The sequence below is a fragment of the Variovorax sp. Root411 genome (assembly GCF_001425205.1).
In the GTDB taxonomy this organism is placed as follows: Bacteria; Pseudomonadota; Gammaproteobacteria; order Burkholderiales; family Burkholderiaceae_C; genus Variovorax.
Genome location: NZ_LMDW01000016.1, coordinates 58828 through 83959, shown reverse-complemented (window position 1 = coordinate 83959; position 25132 = coordinate 58828). Strand labels below are relative to the sequence as shown.

Below are 25132 nucleotides of genomic sequence, written 5' to 3'. Positions count from 1 at the left end.
TCAGATCCGTCCGAGCGCCTTGTCCACGCCCTTGTTGGCCAGCATGTCGGCGCGCTCGTTGCCCGGGTCGCCCGAGTGGCCCTTGACCCAGCGCCACTCGATCTGGTGGCCGCCCTCGCTCACCAGCTTGTCGAGCCGCTGCCAGAGTTCGACGTTCTTCACCGGCTGCTTGCTCGCGGTCATCCAGCCCTTGGCCTTCCAGCCGCGGATCCACTCGGTGATGCCCTTGCGCACGTACTGGCTGTCGAGGTAAAGCAGCACCTTGCAGGGCCGCTTGAGCGCAGCCAGGCCTTCGATGACGGCGGTCAGCTCCATGCGATTGTTGGTGGTGTCGAGTTCACCGCCGAACAGGTCTTTCTCGGTGGAGCCCGACTTGAGCCACGCGCCCCAGCCGCCAGGGCCGGGGTTTCCCTTGCATGCGCCATCGGTGTAGATCACGACTTCGTTCAAACCGGCTTTTCCTTCTTCATCATCATTCGTTTTCGTCCATTCTCAATTCTTGCCGACCTCGTTGCGGTGCACCTTGCCCGCGATGGGCACCGGCGCCGTGGCGCGGGCGCCCGAGCGGCGCCACTCGGCGCTCAGCAGGCGCATGCCGCGCACCCGCTTCACGGCGACTAAAAAGTAGGCTGCGCCGAAGATCGGCCACCAGCGCTCGCCGGCGGCATCCATCCAGCGCGAGCGCTCCAGCCAGGCCTCGCTGCGCACCGCAGGCCGGTAGATACCGAAGCGACCCGACTCCACCTCGAAGCTCAGGAGCCGCAGCCAGTCGCGCATGCGCCAGTAGCCGATGAACTCCCCGCCTTCGGGCAAGTACAGGTCGCCGATGCCGAGCCGGCGATAGAGGTGTGCGCGGCGCTGCCGCATGCCCCAGAGGCTGGCCGGGTTGAGCCCGCAGATCACCACGCGGCCCTCGGGCACCAGCACCCGCTCCACCTCGCGCAGGGTGGCGTGCGGATCGGGGCTCAGTTCGAGCGCGTGCGGCATCACCACCAGATCGAGGCTGTTGGCTGCAAACGGCAGTGCCGCGAAGTCGGTCAGGAGCGTCGCCCTGCCGCCGCGGGCGGGGTCGTCCAGCGCCAGCCAGCGGTGCGGCATGCGGTTGGCGCGCAAGCCGTCGACCTCGGCCGCACCCAGCTGCAGCGCGTGATAGCCGAACACGTCGGCCACCGCCTGATCGAACTGGGCCTGCTCCCAAGCCAGAAGGTAGCGCCCCGGGGGGGTCGCGAACCAATCCTGCAAACCTATAATTTGACCGCTCATGACCCTTGTTCCGCTGCCCGCCTTCGCTGACAACTACATCTGGATGCTGCACGACGGATCCCACGCCATCGTGGTGGATCCGGGCGATGCCCAACCGGTGTTCGATGCGCTGGCGCGCCACAAGCTGCAGCTGGCCGCGATTCTAGTCACGCACCACCATCCCGATCACACGGGGGGCGTGGCCGCGCTGCACGAGGCCACCGGCACACCCGTGTGGGGGCCGGCACGCGAGCGCATTCCCGAGCCATTCACGCCGCTGGCGCAAGGCGACGTTGCCGAGGTGCTCGGCCTGCGCTTCGAGGTCATCGACGTGCCGGGCCATACGGCCGGCCACATCGCGTACTTCCTGCCCGCGGCGCAAACGGCGCGGGGCGATGCGCCGCTGCTGTTCTGCGGCGACACGCTGTTCTCCGGCGGCTGCGGGCGCCTGTTCGAAGGTACGCCCGCGCAGATGCTGGCTTCGCTCGATGCGCTTGCCGCATTGCCGGGCGACACGCGTGTCTGCTGTGCGCACGAATACACACTTTCTAACCTGCGTTTTGCCCAGGCGGTGGAACCGGGCAACGCCGAACTGGATCACTACAACGCGCGCTGCGAAAGCCTGCGCGCGCAGGGGCAGCCCACGCTGCCGTCGCAACTGGCAATCGAACGCCAGGTCAACCCCTTTCTTCGCAGCCGCGAAGCCACTGTCCTTCGAGCGGTGCGTGCCCACGCCGAGCTGGCTGCCGATGCAGCCGAGGCCGACGTGTTCGCCGCACTGCGCCAATGGAAAAACGACTTCCGATGAAACTGATCGCTGCCACCTGCCTTGCAGGTTCACTGGTGCTCGCGGGCTGCGCGGGCACGAGCAACAACAACAGTTCCTCCTCCACTTCTTCCTCGGCCGGCGGCACCGGCGCCGCGGGCAGTGCGGCACCCATCTACCCACGCGACTCTCTCTCGCCCCTCGCCACCGGCCAGGCCCATTCGCAGAGCGTGGTCACGCTCGCACCGCCGGCCGACATGTGGGACCGCATCCGCCGTGGCTTCAAGATGCCCAACCTCGACAGCGACCTGGTGCGCGATCGTGAGCAGTGGTATTCCAGCCGGCCCGACTACATCCAGCGCATGACGGAGCGCTCGAACAAGTACATCTTCCACATCGTCGAGGAGCTCGAACGGCGCAACATGCCGACCGAACTCGCGCTGCTGCCCTACATCGAGAGCGCGTTCAACCCGCAGGCCATCTCCAGCGCGCGCGCTGCCGGCATGTGGCAGTTCATGCCGGCCACCGGCACCGACTTCGACCTGAAGCAGAACATCTTCCGCGACGACCGCCGCGACGTGCTGGCCTCCACCCGCGCCGCGCTCGACTACCTGCAGAAGCTCTACGGCATGTTCGGCGACTGGCAACTGGCCCTTGCCGCCTACAACTGGGGTGAAGGCAGCGTGAGCCGCGCCATCGCCAAGAACCAGCGCCTGGGCCTGCCCACCACCTACAGCGACCTCACCATGCCCGCCGAGACGCGCATGTACGTGCCCAAGCTGCAGGCTGTGAAGAACATCGTGGCGAATCCGCAGGCCTTCAACACCGAGCTGCCGCTGATCGCCAACCACCCGTACTTCCAGACCGTCACGCTCACGCGCGACCTCGACGTGGAACTCGCCGCCAAGCTTGCCGACGTGCGGCTCGAAGACTTCCGCGCGCTCAACCCCGCCGCGCACAAACCGGTGCTGATCGCAGCCGGCACGCCGCAGATCCTGCTGCCGTGGGACAACGCGGCCGTGTTCCAGCGCAACTTCGATGCCTATTCGCAGGGCCAGTACGCCAGCTGGACCGCCTGGGTCGTGCCCAGCACCATGACGGTGGCTGACGCGGCCCAGCGCTCCGGCATGAGCGAAAGCGACCTGCGCGCCCTCAACAACGTGCCGCCGCGCATGCTCATCAAGGCCGGCTCGACGCTGATCGTGCCGCGCGGCGCCCGCGTGAAGGAAGATGTGGCGGCCGTGGTGGCCGACGGCGGCCACCTGAGCTTCCAGCCCGAAATCATCACGCACCGCACGACGGTGAAGGCCGGCCGCTCGGACAGCGTAGCCAGCATTGCGCGCCGCTACAACCTCAAGCCCGCCAACGTGGCCGAGTGGAACGACGTGAAGCCCAATCACGCCTTCAAGCGCGGCTTCAGCGTGGTGGTGTACCTGCCGATCCGCGCCACGGTGGCGGCGCGCGCCGGCACCGGCGTGGCGGTCGGGCGTGGCCACGCGGTGGCGGCATCTGCGAAGCGCGGCGCACCGGTGAAGGCTTCGGCGCGAGGCGCCAATGTCGTCAAGGTGCCTGCCAGCAGCAAGCAGCAGGTGGTGCGCGAAAAGCGCGGCGGCACGCCGGCCAAGAAGAAGCGCTGAAACGGCTTTTCCCGCTGGGCGGGTTCAGCGAGCCGCCGCCGCAGCCCATGCCCTGCGGCGCACCGCGGCTTCGAGTGCGGCCACGGCGATCATGACGAGCGTCGTGAGCGTGCCTACCACCATCACCGAGAGGTGCGGAGCAAAGACTGCGAGCACGGCCAGCAGGCCCAAGCCGTAAAGGTGCGACTGCGGCAGGAAACCGCGCACCACACGCTTGAACAGCGCATTGCCGAACAGGTACAGCGCCGGCCCGCCGATGAGCGCGCCGAGGTACTTGAGCTCGGCATGGTGCGAGCCCTCGTTGATCGTGAGCTCATCCGCCACCGCGCACACGATGATGCCCGCCACCAGGATCACGTGCGTGTAGTGGAACTTGGCGCCGATGCCGCCGGGGTCGGGCGAATGCTCGATGGCATGGGTCGCCTCCTTCGCGCTGGTGTCGAAGTACATCCACCACATCGCGAGGCTGCCCGAGAAACCCACGAGCAGCGCGAACAGGTCGATGCCGTGCCATTCGGCATGGTGGCCGAAGGCGATGCCGGTGGCCAGCACCGACTCGCCCAGCGCGACGATCACGAACAACTGGCAGCGTTCGGCGAGGTGCCCGCCGTCGATGGTCCAGTCGGCGGTCGTGGAGCGGCCCAGTCCCGGAAAGCGCAGCCCGATCATCGGCGCGATGTATTCGCACAGCACGCCGACGAACCACAGCGCGAGGCGCGCCTGCCCTTCGGCAAGGCCGCCCGCGATCCAGAACGCGCCGGCCAGGCAATTCCAGGCCAGCAGCCGGCGAAAATTGGGCGTGAGCGGATCGTTCGAGCCGATGGCAATCAGCATGCAGAGCGTGCGCCCCGCCTGGATGCCGACGAAGCACAGCGCGAACACCAGCCCCCGCTCCGCGAAGGCGCCCGGCAGCGCCGAGGCCATCACCATGGCCAGCAGCATGATGGCGAACAGCACGCCGCGAATGCGCAGCGCGCCAGGGTTGAACCAGTTGGTGGTCCAGGCCGTGTACTGCCAGCCCAGCCATACCGCGAACCACATCACCAGCGTCTGGAACGCGCCCAGCAGCGTGAGGTGGTCCAGCAGATAGTGGGAGAGTTGCGTGACGGAAAACGCATAGACCAGGTCGAAGAACAGCTCTTCGTTCGAGACCCTGGCAGCCTCGTTGCGCGAGCGCAAGGTCGTGGCCCGCCTGTTGTCGTGGCTCATTGCTTACTACCCCTGTGACATCATTGCCGCGCTCTCCGGCGCCGCGCAGGATCATCGCATGAGGGCGCTACAGCTTCTCGGTTTCGCCGGTCTTGGGCTGCCACTTCATGAGCCGCTTCTCGATCAACCCCACGATGCCGTCGAGCACCAGCGCAAAGGCCGTGAGCACCACGATGCCGGCGAACACGGTGTTGACGTCGAAGGTGCCCTCGGCCTGCAGGATCAGGTAGCCCACGCCGCGCGCCGAGCCCAGGTACTCGCCCACCACCGCGCCCACGAAGGCCAGCCCGACCGAGGTGTGCAGGCTGGAGAACACCCAGCTCGTCGCGCTCGGCAGGTACACCGTGCGCAGCAACTGCCGCTGGTTGGCGCCCAGCATCCTCGCGTTGGCCAGCACCACCGGGCTCACCTCCCGCACACCCTGGTAGACATTGAAGAAGACGATGAAGAACACCAGCGTCACGGCCAGCGCCACCTTGCTCCAGATACCCAGGCCGAACCACAGCGCGAAGATGGGCGCGAGGATCACCCGCGGCATCGAATTGGCGGCCTTGATATAGGGATCGAGAATCAGGCTCGCCGTGGGCGCGAGCGCCAGCCACAGCCCGCAGGCCAGTCCGAGCACCGTGCCGATGCCGAAGGCCAGCACCGTCTCCAGCAGCGTGGTGCCCAGGTGCAGGTAGATATCGGCGTTGCCCTTGAGCCCGTCAGGGAACAGCGCATTGGGCGGCACCTCGAACGGCAGGAACCAGCTCCAGATGCGGCCCGCCACCTGGATCGGCTCGCCGACGAAGAAGGCGAACTGCTGGTTGCGCGAGGCAATGTGCCACGCCACCAGAATCACCACCAGCAACGCCAGCTGCCAGAAGCGCGCATTGCGCTCGTTGAGTCCGAGGCGGGGCATCACGCGGCCTTCCTCAGTTGCTGCGCATAGCCCTTGAGCACCTCGTCGCGCAGCACCTCCCAGATCTGCGTGTGCAGTTCGACGAAGCGCGGTTGCGTGCGCACTTCGGCAACGTCGCGCGGGCGCGCCAGGTCAATGGCGAACTCGCCGATGGGGTGCGTGGCCGGGCCGGCCGACAGCACCACCACCCGGTCGCTCATGGCAATCGCCTCGTCGAGGTCGTGCGTGATGAACAGCACCGCCTTCTTCTTCGCGCTCCAGAGGTCGAGCACTTCGTTCTCCATCAGCTGGCGCGTCTGGATGTCGAGCGCGCTGAAGGGTTCGTCCATGAGGATGATGTCGGGGTCGAGCACCAGCGTCTGTGCCAGCGCCACGCGCTTGCGCATGCCGCCGGAGAGCTGGTGCGGGTAGCGGTCGCCGAAGCCCGAGAGGCCCACGCGCGAGAGCCATGCCTCAGCCTGCTGGCGCGCTTCGACATCCGGCACCCCGCGGTACTGCAGGCCCACCATCACGTTGTCGAGGGCGCTGCGCCAGGGCATCAGCGCCTCGGTCTGGAACATGTAGCCGGCGCGCGTGTTGATGCCGGCGAGCGTCTGCCCGAAGACCTTCACGGTGCCCGACGAAGGTTCGAGCAAACCCGCGCCAACGTTCAACAGCGTCGATTTGCCGCAGCCCGTGGGACCGACCACCGAGACGAACTCCCCCGCCTTGATGCGCAGCGTGGTGTCGGCCACTGCCGTATAGCGCTGGCCTGGATCGTCCTTCGAATGGAAGGTGCAGCTGATGGAGAGAAGTTCGAGTGCGTGGTCGGACATGGCGTAAAAAACCCGGCCTGGGCCGGGTCGCGGGGACGTTCGGAATCAGGCTTTGAACCTGTCTTTCGCGCGCCGAGCAAAATCGTTGGTGTAGGTCTTCGCGAGGTCGATCTTGTCGGCCTTCACGGTAGTGTCGAAGCTCGCGATCGCGGTCAGCGCGGTCTTGGGGCCGTCGACCGGCACGAGGCCGTCGATGGCAATCGATTCGCGCACCTTGTCGAAGGATGCGAGGTACAACGCGCGGTCGCCGAGCAGATAGGTCTCGGGCACCGTCTTGATGATGTCGCCGGGCCCCGCCGTCTGCAGCCACTTGAGCCCGTGCACGATGGCATTCGCCAGCGCCTGGCAGGTGTTGGGATTCTTCTGGATGAACTCGCTCGATGCATACAGGCAGGCCGCCGGCATCGTGCCGCCGAACACCTGCTGCGTGCCCTTGAGCGTGCGCGTGTCGCTGATGATCTTCACGTCGCCCTTCTGTTCGAGCATCGTCATCACCGGGTCGGTGTTGCTGATGGCGTCGATCTGGCCCGAGCGCAGCGCAGTGAGCGCACCGGCGGCCACGCCCACCCCGATGTAGCTCACGTCGCTGGCCTTGAGGCCGCCGCGCGACAGCACGAGGTTGGCGACCATGTTGGTCGACGAGCCTGGCGCCGAGACGCCGATCTTCTTGCCCTTGAGATCGGGAATGCCGGTGTAGCCCGCCATGTTCTTCGTCGACACGCCCACCGCGATCTGCGGTGCGCGGCCCTGCAGCACGAAGGCCTGGAAGAACTGGTTCTTGGCTTGCAGGTTGATGGTGTGTTCGTAGGCACCCGAGCAGACATCGGCCGAACCGCCGACCACCGCCTGCAGCGCGCGCGCACCGCCGGCGAAATCGGAAATCTCCACATCGAGCCCCTCGGCCTTGAAGTAGCCGAGTTGTTCGGAGATGGTGAGCGGCAGGTAGTAGAACGCCGCCTTGCCCCCGACCGCGATGGAGACCTTGGTCTTCTCCAGCTTCGCCTGCTGCGCAAAGACACGCGGCAACCCGATGGTTGCGGCGGCAATGGCGGAAGCTGAAACGAGGGTGCGGCGATAAAGCATGAAACGGTGCCTGTGGGCTCGGTGATTCTTGTGAACGGAATCGAGCTTAGGGGCCGCACCACACGGCTGCATCGGGGTGATCCCGTGCGGGTTTTTACGTAAGCACGAAGGCCTCGCGGGGAAGCCTTTGCCGAAGCGTCATCGCGCCAGAAAAAGTATCGCGACGTTGACCAGGAACGCGAGTGCCCAGACAGCGCTGCGCGCACTGCACATGCCCTTGATGTAGAGCGCGATATAGATCGCGCGCAGCACCACGTAGGCTGCGGCGAGCATGTCGAGACGCGGCTGCGATGCGCCGAGCTGGTGCGCGATGATCACCGCGCCGATGAAGAACGGCAGCCCTTCGAAGCTGTTCGCCTGCGCGCTGTTGGCGCGCGCGCGCCAGCCGCTCTGCTTCGCCGCCCAGTCGCGCGGATACTGGTTGTCGCGCGGGCCGAAGCTGCCGGCCTTGGCGATCCACGCCGCAAGGTACGGCAGGCCGCAGGCAACGAACACGCACCAGTAGGCGATAGTGAGCAATGTGAACGTCATGCCGGTATGCCTGCTCTACCTGCGGTCCACCAGGGCATGCGCAATGGTGCCGAGATCCACGTATTCGAGTTCGCTGCCGGCCGGCACGCCGCGCGCAAGGCGCGTCACGGTAAGGCCATGCTGCTTCAGCGCTTCGCCGATCACGTGCGCCGTGGCTTCTCCCTCGGCCGTGAAGTTCGTAGCCAGGATGACCTCGCTCACCGTGCCGTCGCGCGCGCGGTCGAAGAGCTTCTGCAGGCCGATGTCCTTCGGCCCGATGCCGTCGAGCGGACTGAGCTTGCCCATCAGCACGAAGTAGTAGCCGCGGAACGCGCCGGTGCGCTCGAGCGCGGCCTGGTCGGCCGGCGTCTCGACCACGCAGAGCTTGGTCCCGTCGCGCCGCGAGTCCATGCAGACGTTGCAGATCGGCGCCTCGGTGAAGGTGTTGCAAAGCTCGCAATGCCGCACATGGCCCGCGGCCTGCTGCAGTGCGCGCGCGAGCAGCTGCGCGCCCTCGCGGTCGTGCTGCAGCAGGTGGAACGCCATGCGCGAGGCCGACTTGACGCCGACACCGGGCAGGCGGCGCAACGCATCGACCAATGCGTCGAGCGAACTGGCGTCGGCCATGTCGGCCGCTTAGAACGGCAGTTTCATGCCGGGGGGCAGGCCGGGCATGCCGGCCGTCAGCTTGCCCATCTTCTGCTCGCTGGTTTCCTCGGCCTTGCGCACGGCGGCGTTGAAGGCGGCAGCCACGAGGTCTTCGAGCATGTCCTTGTCGTCCGCCAGCAGGCTGGGGTCGATGGTGATGCGCTTGACGTCGTGCTTGCAGGTCATGACGACCTTGACGAGGCCGGCGCCGGATTCGCCTTCGACCTCGATGTGGGCGAGTTCTTCCTGGGCCTTCTTGAGGTTGTCCTGCATTGCCTGCGCCTGCTTCATGAGGCCGGCCAGTTGTCCTTTGTTGAACATCGTTGGTCCTGGTTGTTGGGTTGAAAAGTGGGTGAAGGATAAGAGAGTTGGAGGCTCAGGCCGGTTTCAGCGTTCCGGGAACGATCTTCGCGTCGAAGTCGCGCATCAGCGCCTGCACTTCAGGGTCGCTCATGATGGCCTCTTCGGCCACGCGCTGGCGCTCGTCGGCAGCCTGCTTGTTGCGGCGCGCGGGGCTGTCGACCACGCCGCCGATCTCGATGGCGAGCTTGATGTTGTGGCCGAGGTTGTTCAGCGCAGCTGTCAGCTTTTCGCGGCTCGACGGCTGGTTGAGCGTCTCGCGCTCGATGCGCAGCAGCCACTGGTCCGTGTCGCGGCCCACCAGCTGCGACTGCAGCGCCAATTCGCGTGCCAGGGCCGTGATGGCCTCGGCCGCCACCAGTTCGGAGACCGTGGCGTACCAGAAATCGCCGTCTTCGCTGGCCGGAATGGGGGTGAATGTGCTGCGCGGCTCGTCGGGGCGCGGCGTGTCCCGGACACTCGGTGGAGGCTGCACGCGAATGGGCACGCCGACGACCCTGGCGGTCGCATCGCTGGCCTCGGGGCGGGATTCGGCCTGTCGGGGTTCATCGACCACCGCGAGGCGATGGCCCGCAGGGACCGGGGCGGCATGGACGGGTGCCGCAGCAGGCGCTTCGGCTTCGACCGGGGGCGGAGCCACCGGCATGGGCACTGGAGCGGGTGCCGCAGCACGCACCGGAACCTGCGGCGCCGCGGCCGCAGCTTCATTCAGAGTTTTTTTTTCCGTGGAGGCCGTCGAAGCAGCCGCGTCGGAGGGTTTGAAGGCCAGCAGCCGCAACAGCACCATGGTCAACGCGGCGTACTCGTCGGGGGCCAGGCCCAGCTCGCCGCGGCCGTGCAGGCAGAGGCTGTAAAGCAGTTGCGTCTCGTCGGCCGGCATCAGCGCGGCGAGGCGCGCAGTGTCGGCCGCGTCCGGGTCGGTGGCGGCATCGGCCGACCCCGCCCGCGAGGGCACGGCCTGCAGCACGGCCATGGCCTGCAGCACCGCCGTCATTTCCTCGAGCGTGGAGGCGGCGGACATGCCGTCGACGCGCAGCGCCTCGGAGGTTTCGACCACCGTCTTGCCGTCGCCCTGCGCGAGCGCCTCGATCAGGCGGAACACATGGCCGCGGTCGACACTGCCGAGCATCTGGCGCACGCCGGTCTCGAGCAGTTCGCCGTTGCCGAAGGCAATGGCCTGGTCGGTGAGCGACAGCGCGTCGCGCATCGAGCCGCGCGCCGCGCGCGCCAGCAGGCGCAGCGCCTGAGGCTCGGCCGGAACATTCTCGGTTTGCAGCACGCCGGTGAGATGTTCGAGCACCGTCTCGGGCGCCATCGGCCGCAGGTTGAACTGCAGGCAACGCGACAGCACCGTGACCGGCACCTTCTGCGGATCGGTCGTGGCCAGCACGAACTTGAGGTACTCGGGCGGCTCCTCGAGCGTCTTCAGCATCGCGTTGAACGCGGTGTTCGTGAGCATGTGCACTTCGTCGATCATGAAGACCTTGAAGCGCCCCTGCACCGGCTTGTAGACGGCCTGTTCGAGCAGCGACTGCACTTCGTCCACGCCGCGGTTCGAGGCCGCGTCGAGTTCGGTGTAGTCCACGAAGCGGCCCGAGTCGATGTCGCGGCAGGCCTGGCACACACCGCACGGCGTGGCCGTGATGCCGCCCTGCCCGTCCGGGCCCTGGCAGTTGAGCGACTTCGCCAGAATCCGCGAAACGGTGGTCTTGCCTACGCCCCGCGTGCCGGTGAAGAGATAGGCGTGATGCAGGCGCTGCGTCGTCAGTGCATTCTCGAGCGCCTGCACCACATGCCCCTGGCCGACCATCTCACCGAAGGTTTTCGGACGGAACTTGCGAGCGAGCACGAGATAAGACATTGCGGGCATTCTAAAAGGCGTGAGGCGGGTCCTCGGCCCCACCCCGCAATCAAAAAAGACCCCACTTTCGTGAGACACCGAGGAACCGGCCCCGCCGGGCCTCTGGTGTCGCCCCCAGCAGGGGGGTGGGCGAAGCGACACGAAGTGCGCGCAGCCTGGGGGGTTACAATAATCCTTGACGGGCCTCCCTGCATGGTGAAGTGGCCAACCGGGTCAGGTGGGGAACCAAGCAGCCCTAACTGCGTAGTCAGTGCCAGGGGTAAGGCTCGTCAACCTCTTCAGCGGCTTCGTTTCATTCCGTGCGAAATGAAACGGGGCCTGCAACAAAACCCTCAGCGAAAAAACATCCAACGGCACGGGGCCTTCACAGGCCGAGCCGCTGGATCACGCCGCGCGCCGCGGCCGCGCCGCTGGCCATCGACGCTGTCAGCAGGTAGCCGCCAGTCGGCGCTTCCCAGTCGAGCATCTCTCCTGCCGCAAACACGCCGGGCAGCGCGTTCGACATCAGCTGCGCATCCAGCGCGTCGAAGCGCACGCCGCCTGCCGTGCTGATCGCCTCGTCGACCGGCCGCGTCGCGATGAGCTTCAAGGGTACCGCCTTGATCGTCGCGGCCAGCTGCGCCGCGTCCTGCATTGCTTCGCGGCTCAAGGCCTCGTGCAGCACACCCGCCTTGATGCCCTCGAGCCCCAGCCGGCTCTTGAGATGACTGCTGAGCGAACGCGCGCCGCGAGGGTGCGTCACCGCGGCCAATACCTGTTCGGCACTGCGGTCGGGCAGCAGATCCAGCATCAGCGTCGCGCTGCCCTTCGCGGCAATCTCGTCGCGCAGCAGCGCCGACGCCGCATAGATCAGGCTGCCTTCGATCCCCTTGGCCGTCGCGACGAACTCGCCCTTGCGCGCAAAGTGCCTCCCCTGGCTGTCGGTGAACGAGATCGCGACCGACTTGAAGGGCTGCCCGGCAAAGCGGCTGGAGAAATGCTCGCTCCAGCCGGTGCCGTCGAAACCGGAATTGGCGGCCAGCAGCGGCGCCACCTCCACACCCTGCGCCTGCAGCCATGGCACCCACGCGCCGTCGGAGCCGAGGCGAGCCCAGCTTGCGCCGCCCAGCGCCAGCACTACCGCATCGGCCTTTGCCGTAACGACTCCGGTCGGCGTCGCGAACCGCAGCGACGCCATGTTGAAAACCCCATCGCCCATCCAACGATGCCGCATATGAAACTGCACACCCGCCGCACGCAGGCGATGCAACCACGCGCGCAGCAGCGGCGCGGCCTTCATGTCGGTCGGAAACACGCGCCCCGACGTGCCGACGAAGGTCTCGATGCCCAGGCCGCTCGCCCATTCGCGCACCTGCTGCGGTCCGAACTGCGCCAGCATCGGCTCGAGCTGCGCGCGGCGTTCGCCGAAGCGGGTCATGAACACGTCGAAGGGCTCCGAGTGCGTGAGGTTCAGCCCGCCACGGCCGGCCAGCAGGAACTTGCGTCCCACCGAAGGCATCGCGTCATACACATGCACCTGCGCGCCGGACGCGCTCAGGACTTCAGCCGCCATCAGGCCGGCAGGTCCGCCGCCGATCACGGCGACGGTAGGGGAAACAGTCATTCGAGATTTACCAGTTCGCCCTGCCCGGTGAGGAACGCGACGCGCACCGTGGCACCGGGATAGGCATGTTGCACTGCGGCGCGATAGCGCTGCATCTGTGCGATCAGCGCGGCGTCCCGTTCGGGGCGCGCCGCGGATTTGTAGTCGAGGATCCACCAGGCGCCGCTGTCGCGCTCACGCACCAGACGGTCGATGCGCAAGGTCTCGCCTTCATGCACCAGCGTGACTTCGTTGCCATGCCAGTCGACCCTGCGATCGTCCCACACCCACGCCCCCTCGCCCGCGCGGATGCGCTGAGCCAGCGCGGCAGCACCGCGCGCCTGCTGCGCATCGAGCATGAATTCGCGTGCCGCAGCGCGCACGTGGGCCGCAGGCAGCGGCTCGCCAGGGACAGCCCATTCGAGCAGACGGTGCACGGCCTGGCCGAAGGCGGCGGCGCGCGCGTCAACGGTGGCACCTGGCGCTTTCTTGGTGGCAGGTTGTTCGACCAGCACGGGCGCCGCAGGCATGCGCTTCATCGAGAAGCTGCCCGCGCCGGAGTCGGTCGGCAAGGCGACCAGTGGCTCGTCGGCTTCAGTAGGCTCGCACAGCGGTTCCAATCGCGCCCACCAGCTGCCTTCGTTGGCGCGCGCCGGGCGCACCGACGACAGCACCAGCCGTTCGCGTGCCCGCGTGGTCGCAACGTAAAGGCCATTGAGCTCTTCACGATGGCGTGCGCGCTGCTCCTCTTCGAGCAATGCCGCCGCGCAGGCCGGCGGCGTCTTCTCGCTCGCGAGGAACACGAAGCGCGTCGGCGCGCTGTCGCCGCCCTTCCATTCGACCAGCACGCCCATGGTCTGGGCGCGCGGTGGTGCCGCGTCGCAGTCGAGCATGAGGACGGTATCGGCCTCCAGTCCCTTCGCGCCATGCACGGTCAGCAATTGCACCGCATCGGGCGCGGCCACGGTCGGTGCCCGCACGCCGCCCGCGCGCAGCGCACGCACCAGTGCATACGGCGTCGCGAAGCGTGCGCCATCGATGTCGAGCGATGCGGACAGCAGGCCGCGCAGATTGGCCAGCGCGCTCTGGCGCATCGCGGCAGGCACCGCGGCACCGAATTTCGCGAGCAGATCGCCATCGTGAAAGATCGCGTCGAGCGCGTCGTGGGGCGGCAGCGTCATCAGCCAACGCTGCCACTTCTTGAGCTTCACACCCACCTCGATCAGCGCCGGCGGCAGACTCTCGTCCTTCAGGATCAACGCGAACCAGCTCACCGGGCCGCGCTCGCGCTGGCGCAGCGCGAGCTGCACCAGCGCCTCGTCACCGATGCCGAACACCGGCGACTTCAGTGCCCGCGCCAGCGAAAGATCGTGCGCGGGCGACACCAGCGCGTCGATCAGCGCGACCACGTCCTGCACTTCGGGTGCGTCGTGCAGATCGTTCTTCTCGGGCTGCTGCACGGGAATGTGGCGCTGGCGCAATTCGTCCTGCATGGCCGAGAGCCTGCTGCGGCGGCGCGCCAGCACCATGATCTGGCGCGGCGGCGTGCCGTCGGCGATACGCTGCGCCACCCATTGCGCGGCCTGTTCGCATTCCTTCTGCAGCAGCTGTTCTTCGGGCAGCACGCGCGGCGTGACGAGGCTGTCGCGCCAGTGCAGCATGCCGTCGTCGGCCGGTGCCGCATCGGCCGCATCGCCGAGTGCGTCGCGGTCGATGGCCGGCAGCTTGAGCAGTTCGCCTTCGTCGCCGCGCTCGGTGGTGTGGGCGCGGTAGCCATCGAACTCGCCGGCTTCCTGCGCCGCCAGCATCGCGGTGTTGACCAGCCCGACCACGGCCTGTGCGTTGCGGTGGGTGTGGTCGCAGTTCAGCAGTTCGCCGTCGAGCCCTTCGCGCACGAACTTCTTCGCAGCGACGAACACCTGCGGCTCGGCGCGGCGGAAGCGATAAATGCTCTGTTTCGGGTCGCCCACGATGAACACGCGCGGCGCGCGGCCCTGCGCCCCGGTGTACGCGCTGAGCCAGCCGTAGAGTGCTTGCCACTGCAGCGGGTTGGTGTCCTGGAATTCGTCGATCAGCAGGTGCGCGATGCGCGCGTCGAGCCGCTCCTGCACCCAGCCCGAGAGCGCCGATTGGCCGAGCAGCAGCTGCGCGGCCTGCTCGACGTCGTTCATGTCGACCCAGCCGTGCGCGCGCTTCACTTCGGCGAAGGTAGCGATCAGGATGCGCGTGAGCCGCGCCATGCGCTGCTGAAAAAGCCACGACGCGTGCTGGGCCTGCGCGGCACTGTGCTCGATGGCATGGCCCTGCGCGATGCGCACCTGCTCCAGGCCGACGAGCTTTTCGCTGAACTTGCGCGCCTCGCCCTTTTGCGTCAGCAGCGCATCGAGCACGCCCTGCGCATGCCGTGCACCGATGGCCTGCTCCAGCTCGCTGCCCTTGGCCGAGAAAGTGGGCGCGCTGGCACGGCCCAGTGCCAGCGCGGCAGCCCAGAGCGCCTCGCAGATGGCCGGCGTGTCGAACAGCACCTGGGCCGGATCGGCCGCATCGGCATACGCGGGGAACAGCACACCGGCGGGCTGCACCCCGCTGTCGACGACCTCGTTGGCATCGGCGAGCAAGAACTCGCCACGCTTGGACAGAGCCTCGCTCAAGGCCTTGGCCGTTTGCGAGCGGCCGTGCGTAGCGACGACAGCGTAGTAGTCGGCCAGCGCGTTCTTGTCGGCGGTGACGGCCTCGAAGAAGGGCCGCCACGTGTGGCCGCGCGCCTCGGCGTCGTCTTCGAGCAATTCGTAGTTCGACGGCAGGCCCAGCTCGCGCAGCACCGCGAGCGGCGCGTTGCGCAGCAGGCCCGCGAACCAGGCGTGAAAGGTGCGGAACTGCACCGGCCTGCCGCCTTCGAGCAGGCGCCTGTAAAGGCCCTTCAGGCGCGGCACGGCGGCCAATGCGGCCGCTGGCTCGACGCCGCGCATCACGAGCTGGCCGACCAGTTCTTCCGGCGTCCGTTCGGCAAAATCCTCGAGCCACTGGTCGAGCCGCTCGCGCATCTCGCCGGCCGCCTTCTTCGTGAAGGTGATGGCCAGGATCTCATGCGGCTCGCAGGCAGACTCGCCCTCTTCGAGCAGCGCGCGCAGGATGCGCGACACCAGCATCCAGGTCTTGCCCGCGCCTGCGCAGGCCTCGACGGCGACCGAACGGCGCGGGTCGCAGGCGACGGTGTAGAAGGCCTCGCGCGTGACGTGCCGGCCGTTGTGTTCGTAGGCAGCGCCGTTCATTTCGCAATGCCCCCGAGCCGGGGGGCCTCGTTGCCCCAGAAGTCCTTGCGGCAGAGGCCGCGCGCGGCGCAGTAGTCGCAGACGGCTCCCTCCCCGAGCGGCGGCAGTGCAGCCCCCTGCGCGATGCGCGTGAAGTCGTCGATGATGCCGGCCACCAGCGCATCCCGCGCCTCGACCACGGCGGGCTGCTCGACGGTCTGCGTGCCGGAGGACTTTTCCCCGACGTTCACATAGGCCGCGCGCAAGGTGTCGTCGGCCACCAGCGCAGCGTAGAAGGCCAGTTGCGTGTCTTCGGTCGGGTCCTTCACGCGCTCCTTGCTGACCGTTGCCGATTCGGTCTTGTAGTCGATCACGAAAGCCTGGCCGTCGGGCATGCGGTCGATGCGGTCGAGCCGGCCGATCAGCCGCAGCGTGCCCAGGGGCTGTTCCTTCCAGGGCTCGGCTTCGACGAAGACCGCGCCGCCCGCTTCGTGCCCCGTCAACCAGTTGAGGTAGCCGTCGCGCACCGCGGGCCAGGCTGCGGCGAAAGGCAGGAACTCGGCCGCGGACAGGCTGAGCTCCTGTGTTGCGCGCCGGGCGGCCTCTTCGATGAGCGCGACGCGTTCCTGCGCATCCTGAGTCGGGGTTTCGACCAGCGCCTCGTGAAAGTGGCCAAGCACGGCATGCAGCCAGTTGCCGAAGTCGCGCTTGTCGACCTCGGCATCGAGCTCGTCGGCGCTGCGCAGGCCCAACTGCCGCAACGCGAAGAAGCGGTAGGGGCAGCGGCGCAGGTCTTCGTACACGCTGGTCGAGATGTTCTCCAGTGGCAGGAGCGCGCCGGAAGGAGTCGGATATCCGGTTGGCTGCACGGCCACTTCGCGCGGCGTGCGCGGATCGGCCGACGGCTGCAGCGCGTGATCGAGCTGCAGCGCCTGCACCAGCGGGCTGGGCCGTACCGGCTCGCCGCTGGCGTCGGACTGGCGCCAGATCAACTCGCACGACGGGTTATGCAGGGCCGCGGCCCAGGCTGCGCGCTGTGCGGCTTCGAGCGTCTCGCGCGACGCCAAGCCCAGCTCGAGTCGCTGGGCGGCGCTCCAGTTGCCGGGCGGCTCGGGCGATGCGGGCAGGCGCCGGTCGTCGCAGCCGGGGATGACCACCGCACCGAACGCACGGCCCAGCAATTGGTACAGCGGCAGCACGATGACCTTCGGCGCCTGGTCGCCTGCGGGAGGCACGAAGCTCGCGTCTTCCAGCACATCGCGGACCCAGGCAGTGAATTCGGCCAGCGTGTGGCGGCCGCCGGGGAAATCGTCGTCGTCGCCGTGCGCGCCGGCATCGAGCCACAGGGCGCCGATCACTTTGCCGCCGGCAAGGTCTTCGTCGAGCAGCGCCCATTGGCCGCTGGCTTCCAGCAGCTCGCGCAGCGCGCGCAGCCAATCGGCCAGGGGGCGGGATCGGGCCATGGGCGCGCGGCGCGCCTCGATGGCCTCGGTGAAGGACAGCAACGTGGCGTCCTGCGCTTTCTCGCTGCGCGCCACCAAGGCACACCAGGGCAACCAGTCACGCAGGCCCTCGCGGCGCAAGCGGGCTTCGAGCAGTTGCACGATCGGCGCATCGCCATCGGCGCCGCTCTTGAGCCATTCGAGCACCTGGTCGCTGTCGGCGTCATGGGCGCAGGCGCGCAGCGCGCTCATCAGCGTGGCGGCGGCGCGCGTGGTCGACAGCTTCCAGCCCGTTTCGTCGTGCGTGACGATGCCTTGCGCGCTCAGCTGGGCGCTGATGCGGCGCGTGAGGGCGCGGTCGGTTGCGATCAAGGCGACCGGTGCGCGGTCTTCGGCGAGGTGGCGCAGCACGCAGGCGGCGGCGAGCTCGGCTTCGTCTTCGGGGTCGAGGGCGACGTGCGAAACCGCAGCCTGCGTGGGCGCGCCCGAAGGCACGAGCGAGAGATGAAGAGCGCGGTCGCCCCACAGCTTGCAGAGCGACTGCGTGAGCGGATCGGCCAGGAAGCCTTCGAGCACGATGAGTGCGTCGACCTGCGCGCGCGTGCTGTCGCGTTGAAGCACATCGGTGGCATAGCCCGAGGTCGAGGCCCACGCGACGGCGATGCGGATCAGCGCGCTCTCGATGCGGAACCATTCCGACTCGCTGCCCGCCTCGGCCACGCCCGCTGCACGTTGCGCCCATTCGCCGCCCCGCTCTTCGGGACTCACGGCAGCTGCAAGAGGGGCCAGTTGATACGCCAGTTCGACGACGCGACCGGCCAGGGCAAAGCGCTCGGCGCTGAAACCGGCTTGCGACAGCAGCGCCTGCGCCGTGACCAGGTCGCGCGCCATGTCATGCGCGATGTCGTAGCCGGTCGGCACGAAGCCGCCGGCGCTGCGGGCCCAGTTGTGGGTGGTCTCGAAACGCGGCACGAAGCCAGGGCTGCCGCAGCGGGCCCACATGGCGCGCGCCACGCCCATCAGCTGCGCATAGGGCACCAGTACCACGGTGCGGGCGGCATGCAGCTGGCGATCGGCCAGCGCGCGGACGATCCGCGCAACGATGCCACCGGCGGGATCGCACCACAGGGCCTGGACGGGGTGGCCTTCGTTCATGTTCTATCGAGGGGTTGGAGAGCGCGTGGACGTGACGCGCAAGGGCTTTTGGCTATCGCTGCCATAGCGTCCCGCTCGGCACGCCACCCCTTGGTTTCTGTCACAATGACCAGCACTTTAGCTGCACCGAAACTCTCTGCGCACAAGGACCCACATGGCCAGCGAACTCATCAAACACATCTCCGATTCCTCCTTCGAGGCCGACGTGCTCAAGTCCAGCCAGCCTGTGCTGGTCGATTACTGGGCCGAATGGTGCGGTCCTTGCAAGATGATCGCGCCGATCCTCGACGAAGTGTCGGCCACCTACGAAGGCAAGCTGAAGATCACCAAGCTGAACGTGGACGAGAACCGCGACATCCCCGCCAAGTTCGGCATCCGCGGCATTCCAACGCTGATGCTGTTCAAGGACGGCCAACTGGCCGCCACCAAGGTCGGCGCCATGAGCAAGGCGCAACTCACGGCCTTCATCGACCAGCAGCTCGCCTGAGCGATTTCCACCGGCCAGCGCGCAATGCGTTGGCCGGCGCGTTTTTCCTGTCATAATCTCCCCCAGATCACCGGCCCTTTATCCAGGCAACCGGTTCGAGTTCCCCGGTTGGTGAGGCACCTCTCGCTTCACACCCAACCTCCCCCCGTTTTCCGTTCGATTACCCCGCGAGGGGTCATTCCATGCACTTAAACGAACTCAAGGCACTCCACGTGTCTGAAGTCCTCAAGCAAGCCGAAGCGCTTGAGATCGAAAACGTCGGCCGCATGCGCAAGCAGGAGTTGATGTTCGCGATTATCAAGAAGCGCGCCAAGGCCGGCGAGCAGGTCTTCGCCGACGGCGTGCTCGAAATACTGCCCGACGGCTTCGGCTTCCTGCGCAGCCCCGACACCAGCTTCACGGCCAGCACGGACGACATCTACATCTCGCCGAGCCAGGTGCGCCGCTTCAACCTGCACACCGGCGACATGATCGAAGGCGAGGTGCGCACGCCCAAGGACGGCGAGCGCTACTTCGCGCTGACCAAGCTCGACAAGGTCAACGACGGTCCGCCCGAGCAGAACAAGCACAAGGTGATGTTCGAAAACCTGACGCCGCTGTTCCCCAAGGAGCAGATGAAGCTCGAGCGCGACGGCATCAAGGGCGATGAGAACATCACGGGCCGCATCATCGACATCATCGCCCCCATCGGCAAGGGCCAGCGCGCCCTGCTCGTGGCGCCGCCCAAGAGCGGCAAGACGGTGATGATGCAGCACATCGCCCACGCGATCAGCGCCAACTACCCCGACGTCCACATGATGGTGCTGCTCGTGGACGAGCGCCCTGAAGAAGTGACCGAAATGCAGCGCACGGTGAAGGGCGAAGTCATTGCTTCGACCTTCGACGAGCCCGCAGCGCGCCACGTGCACGTCGCCGAAATGGTGATCGAGCGCGCCAAGCGCCTGGTCGAACTGAAGAAGGACGTGGTGATCCTGCTCGACTCGATCACCCGCCTCGCCCGCGCCTACAACAACGTCGTGCCCTCGTCGGGCAAGGTGCTGACCGGCGGTGTGGATTCGAATGCGCTGCAGCGTCCCAAGCGCTTCCTGGGCGCCGCGCGCAACGTGGAAGAAGGCGGCTCGCTGACCATCATCGGCACCGCGCTGATCGACACCGGCAGCCGCATGGACGAAGTGATCTTCGAAGAGTTCAAGGGCACCGGCAACTCCGAAATCCACCTCGACCGTCGCTTGTACGAAAAGCGCGTGTTCCCCTCGATCCAGCTTAACCGCAGCGGCACGCGCCGCGAAGAGCTGCTGCTGGCGCCTGAGATCCTGCAGAAGACCCGCATCCTGCGCCAGCTCATGTACAACATGGACGAGATCGAGTCGATGGAGCTGATGCTCAAGAACATGAAGGCGACGAAGACGAATGTCGAGTTCTTCGACATGATGCGTCGCGGCGGCTGAGCACCACGCTCTCCCGCAAAAGCGCGTTGGCCCCCACGGGTCAACGCGCTTTTTTCATGGGCGCTCGATGCGGATGGCGCGGCCTTCGGCGGCGCTCTGGCGGCCGATATCGAGCAACTCCATCAGCGCGACGGCCTGCTCGGGCGGCACGGGATTCGGGCCGCGGCCGAGGATCGCGTCGCGGACCGCGGCGTAGTAATCGACGTAGTTGCCGGCCCGCGTTGGCACGGCGCGAAAGTGCGGCGCCCCGTCGCTGCCGATCAGCGTGAGTTCGCCGTCGAGCGGATCGGCGCCCCACCCTTCAGCTGGCGGCCGCTGCCCTGCACGCAGCGCATCCTCCTGCGGATCGACGCCATGCTTGACGTAGCTGCCGCGCGTGCCGTGCACGATGTAGCGCGGCGCCGCATGGGCCGCGAGCGTCGTGGCATGCAGCACCACACGCAGAGGCGCATGCGGACCCTGCTCGTAACGCAGCACGGCATGAAAGTAGTCTTCGACCAGTGCGCCATCACGCAGGGCGGCCGTATCGAGCTGGAGCGTGTCGGGCCGGCCGAACAGCTGGACGGCCTGATCGACCAGATGGGCGCCCAGGTCCACCCACAGACCCGAACCCGGCACGGCCTGCTCGCGCCAGCGCGCCTTCACCTCGGGCCGGAAGCGGTCGAAATGCGACTCCAGGTACACCGGCCGACCCAGTACACCGGACGCCAGGACATCCTTGATGGTCAGGAAATCGGCATCGAAACGCCGGTTCTGATACACCGCCAAGACAAGCTCGTTGCGCTTGGACAACGCATCGAGCTCCCTCGCCTCAGCCACATCGAGCGTGAAAGGCTTGTCCACCACCACGTGCTTGCCGGCCTCCAGCGCTGCCTTGGCGACCGGATGGTGCTGCGCGTTGGGCGTCGCGACCACGACCAGGTCGATGTCGGCGCGCGCCACCAGCGCCGCCACGTCGGGCACCACGGCCACACCGGGCCAGTCGGCATGCACCTTGTGCGGCTGCGAGCTCGCCACCGCGGCCAGTTCGAGCCCCGGAACGGCCGAAAGCACGGGCGCGTGGAAGGTCTGGCCAGCAAAACCATAGCCGACGAGGCCGGCGCGCAGAGGTGCAGAGGTCATGGAAGGGCTCCGTTTGCTCGAAAATGGGGCAGTATGCGATAATCATGGGCTCCGCGAAAAGTGCGGCTGGGCAGCTTCGCCCAGCTTCCTGGATTTCCCAGGGCAGCGCGCCAGATCATTGGCACGCTGGTGGCTCTCGCATCGACCGCGCATTGATTCCAACAGCGCAAAAGGAAAGACCATGGCAAAAGAAGGCATCCACCCGAATTACCGCGAAATCCTGTTCGTCGACATGTCGAACGGCTTCAAGTTCGTGACCCGTTCGTGCGCGAACACCAAGGAAATGGGCAAGACCGACGACGGTCGCGAGCTCCCCCTGTTCAAGCTCGACACCACCAGCGAATCGCACCCGTTCTACACCGGCACGCAGAAGTCGGTCGACAACATGGGCGGCCGCGTCGAGAAGTTCCGCAACCGTTTCGGCAAGACCACCGGCGCTGCTTCGAAGTAAGGCACGCGCTTTTGCGTCGAGGGCAGCCCGGTTTACCGCGCTGCCCTTTTTCTTTCCGACTTCAGCTTTCTTCCGCCACTTGAACCAGCCCACCCCCGCGATCGTTGCCCAGAGTGCCGTGCGCCGGCTGCCGCGCATTGCACTGCTTCTGCTGTGCGCGGCCTACCTGCTGCCGGGCCTGGTCGGACGGGGCCCCTGGAAGAGCGCGGACATCACGGCCTTCGGCTACATGGCCGAACTGGCCCACAGCACCGAAGGCATCGCGCGCTGGTTCGACCCCCTGCTGCTGGGCCTGCGCCCCGAAACGCCCGCGCTGATCCCATACTGGATCGGCGCCCTGGCCATCAAGATCGCCCCGTCGTGGCTGAACCCTGACCTGGCCGTGCGCATCGCGTTCGCGTTCCTGCTCTGGGGTACCTTCACGGCCAGCTGGTATGCGGTGTACTACCTGGCCCGCACGGCGCGCGCCCAGCCTGTGGCCTTCGCCTTCGGCGGCGAGGCCCGGCCGACCGACTACGCACGCGCGATTGCCGACGGCGGCCTGCTGGCGCTGATCGCCTGCCTCGGCCTCGCCCAGCTTGGCCACGAGACCACGCCCGCGCTGGCGCAGCTGTTCTTTGCCTCGCACCTGTTCTACGGCGTGGCCGCACTGCCCTATCGCCGCGCGGGCCCGTTGATCGCACTGACGGTGGGCACCATCGGCATCACGCTGAGCGGTGCGCCCACCGTGGGGCTTGCGCTGGCCGTTGGCAGCGCGCTGTACATCGCCTACGAGCGCCGGCTCGCCGCGCAGTCGGAGCGCGAGAACCCCAACGACGAAGACAACGGCCCCGGCTACACGCGAGGCGCCCTCCTCGCGATGGTCGGCATTACCGTGCTGGCAGCAGTGCTCGTGTTCGGGCTGAAGCTGCCGACATGGAAGATCACCGTGCTCGGCGGTTCGCTGCTGGGCGACGTGCGCAGCCAGGCCAAGCTGCTGCTGTGGTTCACCTGGCCGGTCTGGCCGCTTGCCATCTGGACGCTCTGGCGCTGGCGGCGACAGCTCACGGCGCGCCACGTCGCGCTGCCCTTCTGGTTTGCGCTGGTGCCGCTGGCTGCCACCTGGACCACCGACTACTCCGACCGCTCGCTGCTGCTGGCGTTGCCCCCGTTCGCCACGCTGGCCGCCTTCGCCCTGCCCACCTTCAGACGCAGCGCAGCGGCGCTGATCGACTGGTTCAACGTGCTGTTCTTCAGCGGCCTGGCCGTGCTCGGCTGGATCTACTGGATCGCCATGCAGACCGGTGTGCCGCCCAAGCCTGCCGCCAGCGTGGCGCGGCTGGTGCCCGGCTTCGTGCCCGAGTTCTCTCCCATCGCCGTGGCTCTCGCGGCGGCCGCGACCATCGCCTGGTGCTGGCTGGTGCGCTGGCGTACGGGACGGCATCGCGCCGCGCTCTGGAAGACGCTGGTACTGCCGGCCGGCGGTACGGCGCTGTGCTGGATGCTGCTGATGACGCTGTGGCTGCCGCCCATCGACTACGCGCGCAGCTACGTGCCGCAGGTGCGGGCCGTGGCCGAACGCGTCGGCCAGCCGCGCTGCATCGCGGAACTCGCGCTCAGCCGCCCGCACATCGCGGCCCTGCGCCATCACGGCAACTTCAACGTGCAACCGCTGCTGTTGGGCACCGATTGCCCGTGGCTGCTGGCAAGCCCCGAGACCATCGAGCGCCTGCACACCATCATTCCCTTTGACCAGTGGCGCTTTGCCGGCACGCTGCGCCGACCCAGCAGCGCGGCCGACGACCTCCTGCTCTACCAGAAGATCACGCCGCAGTGAGGGGCGGCGAACGGGCCCTGATCGCGCGGCACGCGGGAACCGTGCTCGCCGGGCAGCTGGCCGTGATGGCCTTCGGCGTGGCCGACACCATCATCGCCGGGCGCTACTCCGAACAAGCACTGGCCGCCCTGTCGGTCGGCGCCGCCATCTTCGTCAGCGTGTACGTCTCGCTGATGGGCGTGCTGCAGGCGCTGCTGCCGGTCTGGGCCGAACTGCACGGCGGCGACCGCGCCGGCGAGGTGGGCCGCTCGGTGCGGCAATCGCTCTACCTGGCCGCCATTGCCATCGTGGCCGGCATGGCGATCCTGCTGCTGCCGGACGCGGCCCTGCGGTGGACCCAGGTGCCGGCTGCCATGCGCGGCGAGGTCGAGGCCTATCTGGCGGTGCTGGCCTTTGCACTGGCGCCGGCGCTGCTCTTTCGCCTGTTCAGCACACTCAACCAGAGCCTGGGCAAGCCCCAGCTCGTGACATGGCTGCAGCTCGGTTCGCTGGTGGTGAAGCTGCCGCTGTCGATCTGGTTCACCTTCGGCGGCGCGGGCTTGCCGGCCATGGGCCTCGTGGGCTGCGGCTGGGCCACGCTGTGCGTGAACTGGGCGATGCTGGGCTGCGCCATCTGGCTGCTGCGCAACCGCGCGTTCTATCGCGACTACGGGCTCTGGAAGCGCATCGAGGCGCCCGACTGGCAGCAGATCCGCAAGTTCGCGCGGCTCGGCGTGCCAGGCGGCTTGGCGGTGCTGGTCGAAGTGACCTCGTTCACGCTGATGGCCTTGTTCATCGCCCGCCTTGGCACGGCGGCCGCGGCGGCGCACCAGATCGCGTCGAACCTGCTGGCCGTGACCTACATGACCCCGCTGTCGCTGGCCATCGCGACCAGCGCGCGCGTGAGCTTCTGGCTCGGTGCCGGGGATGCGGCCAGGGCCCGGCACGCCTGTCGCCTGGGCTTCGAGCTGACGGCGCTGTGCGCCCTGTTCTACGCCGCCGCCATGGCTGCACTGCGCTACAAGCTCGCCAACGTCTATTCAGACAACCCCGCTGTGATCGCGATGGCCGGCGCACTGCTGCTGGCGGTGGCCATGTATCACTTCGCCGATGCGGTGCAGACCTTCTGCATATTCGTGCTGCGGTGCTACCGGGTCACGCTGGCGCCGCTGGTGATCTATTGCGCGATGCTGTGGGGACTGGGCCTTGGCGGAAGCTACCTGCTGGCGTACCGCGGCCTTGGCCCCTGGGCGGCCATGCAATCGCCGCTGGCGTTCTGGATCATGAGCGCGGTGGCGCTGGCGCTGACGGCCCTGCTGTTCGGCGCGCTGCTGCGCTGGACGATGCGCCAGCGCGCTTGACAA

At 67.5% G+C, this 25132-nt stretch carries 21 protein-coding genes and 1 other RNA gene; 8 read left to right on the top strand and 14 right to left on the bottom strand.

All coding sequences use genetic code 11. The annotated features are described in order from the left end of the window. Positions 1 to 450, bottom strand: coding sequence for a ribonuclease HI (gene rnhA, locus ASC92_RS17040; RefSeq protein ID WP_056518034.1), 450 nt, complete (start codon positions 448 to 450; stop codon positions 1 to 3). Between the two features lie 42 nt (positions 451 to 492). After that, positions 493 to 1263: a class I SAM-dependent methyltransferase gene (locus tag ASC92_RS17035; protein WP_235505862.1), complete on the bottom strand. Its 771-nt coding sequence runs from the start codon at positions 1261 to 1263 to the stop codon at positions 493 to 495. Between ASC92_RS17035 and gloB the strand changes: the two genes are divergently transcribed. Together gloB and ASC92_RS17025 are read left to right on the top strand one after the other, a co-directional pair. Continuing rightward, entirely contained in the window at positions 1262 to 2050 is a 789-nt protein-coding gene (gloB, locus tag ASC92_RS17030) for a hydroxyacylglutathione hydrolase (protein ID WP_056518030.1), read from the top strand. The two genes, ASC92_RS17035 and gloB, sit on opposite strands and share 2 nt — an antisense overlap. Next, positions 2047 to 3645, top strand: coding sequence for a transglycosylase SLT domain-containing protein (locus tag ASC92_RS17025; RefSeq protein WP_056518028.1), 1599 nt, complete (start codon positions 2047 to 2049; stop codon positions 3643 to 3645). Before gloB ends, ASC92_RS17025 begins: the two co-directional genes overlap by 4 nt. Before the next feature lie 24 nt (positions 3646 to 3669). On the opposite strand, the gene ASC92_RS17020 is transcribed toward ASC92_RS17025, so the two are convergent. From ASC92_RS17020 to dnaX, 8 genes are all read right to left on the bottom strand, one after another. Beyond that, positions 3670 to 4854, bottom strand: a complete 1185-nt coding sequence (locus ASC92_RS17020; RefSeq protein ID WP_056518026.1) for a low temperature requirement protein A — start codon at positions 4852 to 4854, stop codon at positions 3670 to 3672. 67 nt (positions 4855 to 4921) lie between these two features. Next, on the bottom strand, positions 4922 to 5758 hold the full coding sequence (locus tag ASC92_RS17015) for an ABC transporter permease (RefSeq protein ID WP_056518023.1): 837 nt from the start codon (positions 5756 to 5758) through the stop codon (positions 4922 to 4924). Then, positions 5758 to 6573 carry an ABC transporter ATP-binding protein gene (locus ASC92_RS17010; protein WP_056518022.1) on the bottom strand — a complete coding sequence of 272 codons (816 nt, stop codon included), beginning with the start codon at positions 6571 to 6573 and terminating at the stop codon, positions 5758 to 5760. The genes ASC92_RS17015 and ASC92_RS17010 overlap by 1 nt, the downstream gene beginning before the upstream one ends. Before the next feature lie 45 nt (positions 6574 to 6618). Further along, positions 6619 to 7656, bottom strand: coding sequence for an ABC transporter substrate-binding protein (locus ASC92_RS17005; RefSeq protein ID WP_056518020.1), 1038 nt, complete (start codon positions 7654 to 7656; stop codon positions 6619 to 6621). Positions 7657 to 7794: 138 nt separating this feature from the next. Then, positions 7795 to 8187 (bottom strand): MAPEG family protein, encoded by a 393-nt coding sequence (locus tag ASC92_RS17000; protein ID WP_056518019.1) that lies wholly within the window; start codon positions 8185 to 8187, stop codon positions 7795 to 7797. A gap of 15 nt (positions 8188 to 8202) precedes the next feature. Beyond that, positions 8203 to 8793 carry a recombination mediator RecR gene (gene recR, locus ASC92_RS16995; RefSeq protein WP_056518016.1) on the bottom strand — a complete coding sequence of 197 codons (591 nt, stop codon included), beginning with the start codon at positions 8791 to 8793 and terminating at the stop codon, positions 8203 to 8205. Between the two features lie 9 nt (positions 8794 to 8802). Then, positions 8803 to 9135, bottom strand: coding sequence for a YbaB/EbfC family nucleoid-associated protein (locus tag ASC92_RS16990; protein ID WP_007836669.1), 333 nt, complete (start codon positions 9133 to 9135; stop codon positions 8803 to 8805). Positions 9136 to 9190: 55 nt separating this feature from the next. Beyond that, the gene (gene dnaX, locus ASC92_RS16985; RefSeq protein ID WP_056518014.1) at positions 9191 to 11035 is read right to left on the bottom strand and encodes a DNA polymerase III subunit gamma/tau; all 1845 of its coding nucleotides are present in this window, start codon (positions 11033 to 11035) and stop codon (positions 9191 to 9193) included. Between the two features lie 177 nt (positions 11036 to 11212). On the opposite strand from dnaX, the gene ffs reads away from it, so the two are divergent. Then, positions 11213 to 11309: signal recognition particle sRNA small type (gene ffs, locus ASC92_RS28105), an RNA gene on the top strand. A gap of 90 nt (positions 11310 to 11399) precedes the next feature. Here ffs and ASC92_RS16980 read toward each other — a convergent pair. From ASC92_RS16980 to ASC92_RS16970, 3 genes are read right to left on the bottom strand one after another with little or no spacing between them, the layout of a single operon-like run. Further along, positions 11400 to 12638, bottom strand: a complete 1239-nt coding sequence (locus ASC92_RS16980) for a TIGR03862 family flavoprotein (protein ID WP_056518012.1) — start codon at positions 12636 to 12638, stop codon at positions 11400 to 11402. Then, entirely contained in the window at positions 12635 to 15889 is a 3255-nt protein-coding gene (locus ASC92_RS16975) for a UvrD-helicase domain-containing protein (RefSeq protein WP_056518010.1), read from the bottom strand. Before ASC92_RS16975 ends, ASC92_RS16980 begins: the two co-directional genes overlap by 4 nt. Then, the gene (locus ASC92_RS16970; RefSeq protein WP_056518008.1) at positions 15886 to 18465 is read right to left on the bottom strand and encodes a PD-(D/E)XK nuclease family protein; all 2580 of its coding nucleotides are present in this window, start codon (positions 18463 to 18465) and stop codon (positions 15886 to 15888) included. The genes ASC92_RS16975 and ASC92_RS16970 overlap by 4 nt, the downstream gene beginning before the upstream one ends. A gap of 154 nt (positions 18466 to 18619) precedes the next feature. Here ASC92_RS16970 and trxA point away from each other — a divergent pair, with 154 nt between their 5' ends. Then, positions 18620 to 18952: a thioredoxin TrxA gene (gene trxA, locus ASC92_RS16965; RefSeq protein ID WP_056518006.1), complete on the top strand. Its 333-nt coding sequence runs from the start codon at positions 18620 to 18622 to the stop codon at positions 18950 to 18952. Between the two features lie 182 nt (positions 18953 to 19134). Further along, positions 19135 to 20400, top strand: coding sequence for a transcription termination factor Rho (rho, locus tag ASC92_RS16960; protein WP_007836663.1), 1266 nt, complete (start codon positions 19135 to 19137; stop codon positions 20398 to 20400). 54 nt (positions 20401 to 20454) lie between these two features. Here the strand turns inward: rho and ASC92_RS16955 are convergent, their stop codons facing one another. Further along, entirely contained in the window at positions 20455 to 21522 is a 1068-nt protein-coding gene (locus ASC92_RS16955; RefSeq protein ID WP_056518004.1) for an oxidoreductase, read from the bottom strand. 181 nt (positions 21523 to 21703) lie between these two features. Between ASC92_RS16955 and ASC92_RS16950 the strand changes: the two genes are divergently transcribed. From ASC92_RS16950 to ASC92_RS16940, 3 genes are all read left to right on the top strand, one after another. Then, positions 21704 to 21973, top strand: a complete 270-nt coding sequence (locus ASC92_RS16950) for a type B 50S ribosomal protein L31 (RefSeq protein WP_007836661.1) — start codon at positions 21704 to 21706, stop codon at positions 21971 to 21973. Between the two features lie 79 nt (positions 21974 to 22052). Next, on the top strand, positions 22053 to 23789 hold the full coding sequence (locus ASC92_RS16945; RefSeq protein ID WP_056518000.1) for a hypothetical protein: 1737 nt from the start codon (positions 22053 to 22055) through the stop codon (positions 23787 to 23789). Continuing rightward, complete coding sequence (locus ASC92_RS16940) at positions 23786 to 25129, top strand: MATE family efflux transporter (RefSeq protein WP_056517998.1); 1344 nt, start codon at positions 23786 to 23788, stop codon at positions 25127 to 25129. The genes ASC92_RS16945 and ASC92_RS16940 overlap by 4 nt, the downstream gene beginning before the upstream one ends. Positions 25130 to 25132: the final 3 nt, after the last annotated feature.

Coding starts and splice junctions, on each gene's coding strand:
- gloB (WP_056518030.1), top strand. CDS start 1,262: ATGACCCTTGTTCCGCTGCCCGCCTTCGCTGACAACTACATCTGGATG.
- ASC92_RS17035 (WP_235505862.1), bottom strand. CDS start 1,263: ATGAGCGGTCAAATTATAGGTTTGCAGGATTGGTTCGCGACCCCCCCG.
- ASC92_RS17025 (WP_056518028.1), top strand. CDS start 2,047: ATGAAACTGATCGCTGCCACCTGCCTTGCAGGTTCACTGGTGCTCGCG.
- ASC92_RS17020 (WP_056518026.1), bottom strand. CDS start 4,854: ATGAGCCACGACAACAGGCGGGCCACGACCTTGCGCTCGCGCAACGAG.
- ASC92_RS17015 (WP_056518023.1), bottom strand. CDS start 5,758: ATGCCCCGCCTCGGACTCAACGAGCGCAATGCGCGCTTCTGGCAGCTG.
- ASC92_RS17010 (WP_056518022.1), bottom strand. CDS start 6,573: ATGTCCGACCACGCACTCGAACTTCTCTCCATCAGCTGCACCTTCCAT.
- ASC92_RS17005 (WP_056518020.1), bottom strand. CDS start 7,656: ATGCTTTATCGCCGCACCCTCGTTTCAGCTTCCGCCATTGCCGCCGCA.
- ASC92_RS17000 (WP_056518019.1), bottom strand. CDS start 8,187: ATGACGTTCACATTGCTCACTATCGCCTACTGGTGCGTGTTCGTTGCC.
- recR (WP_056518016.1), bottom strand. CDS start 8,793: ATGGCCGACGCCAGTTCGCTCGACGCATTGGTCGATGCGTTGCGCCGC.
- ASC92_RS16990 (WP_007836669.1), bottom strand. CDS start 9,135: ATGTTCAACAAAGGACAACTGGCCGGCCTCATGAAGCAGGCGCAGGCA.
- dnaX (WP_056518014.1), bottom strand. CDS start 11,035: ATGTCTTATCTCGTGCTCGCTCGCAAGTTCCGTCCGAAAACCTTCGGT.
- ASC92_RS16980 (WP_056518012.1), bottom strand. CDS start 12,638: ATGACTGTTTCCCCTACCGTCGCCGTGATCGGCGGCGGACCTGCCGGC.
- ASC92_RS16975 (WP_056518010.1), bottom strand. CDS start 15,889: ATGAACGGCGCTGCCTACGAACACAACGGCCGGCACGTCACGCGCGAG.
- ASC92_RS16970 (WP_056518008.1), bottom strand. CDS start 18,465: ATGAACGAAGGCCACCCCGTCCAGGCCCTGTGGTGCGATCCCGCCGGT.
- trxA (WP_056518006.1), top strand. CDS start 18,620: ATGGCCAGCGAACTCATCAAACACATCTCCGATTCCTCCTTCGAGGCC.
- rho (WP_007836663.1), top strand. CDS start 19,135: ATGCACTTAAACGAACTCAAGGCACTCCACGTGTCTGAAGTCCTCAAG.
- ASC92_RS16955 (WP_056518004.1), bottom strand. CDS start 21,522: ATGACCTCTGCACCTCTGCGCGCCGGCCTCGTCGGCTATGGTTTTGCT.
- ASC92_RS16950 (WP_007836661.1), top strand. CDS start 21,704: ATGGCAAAAGAAGGCATCCACCCGAATTACCGCGAAATCCTGTTCGTC.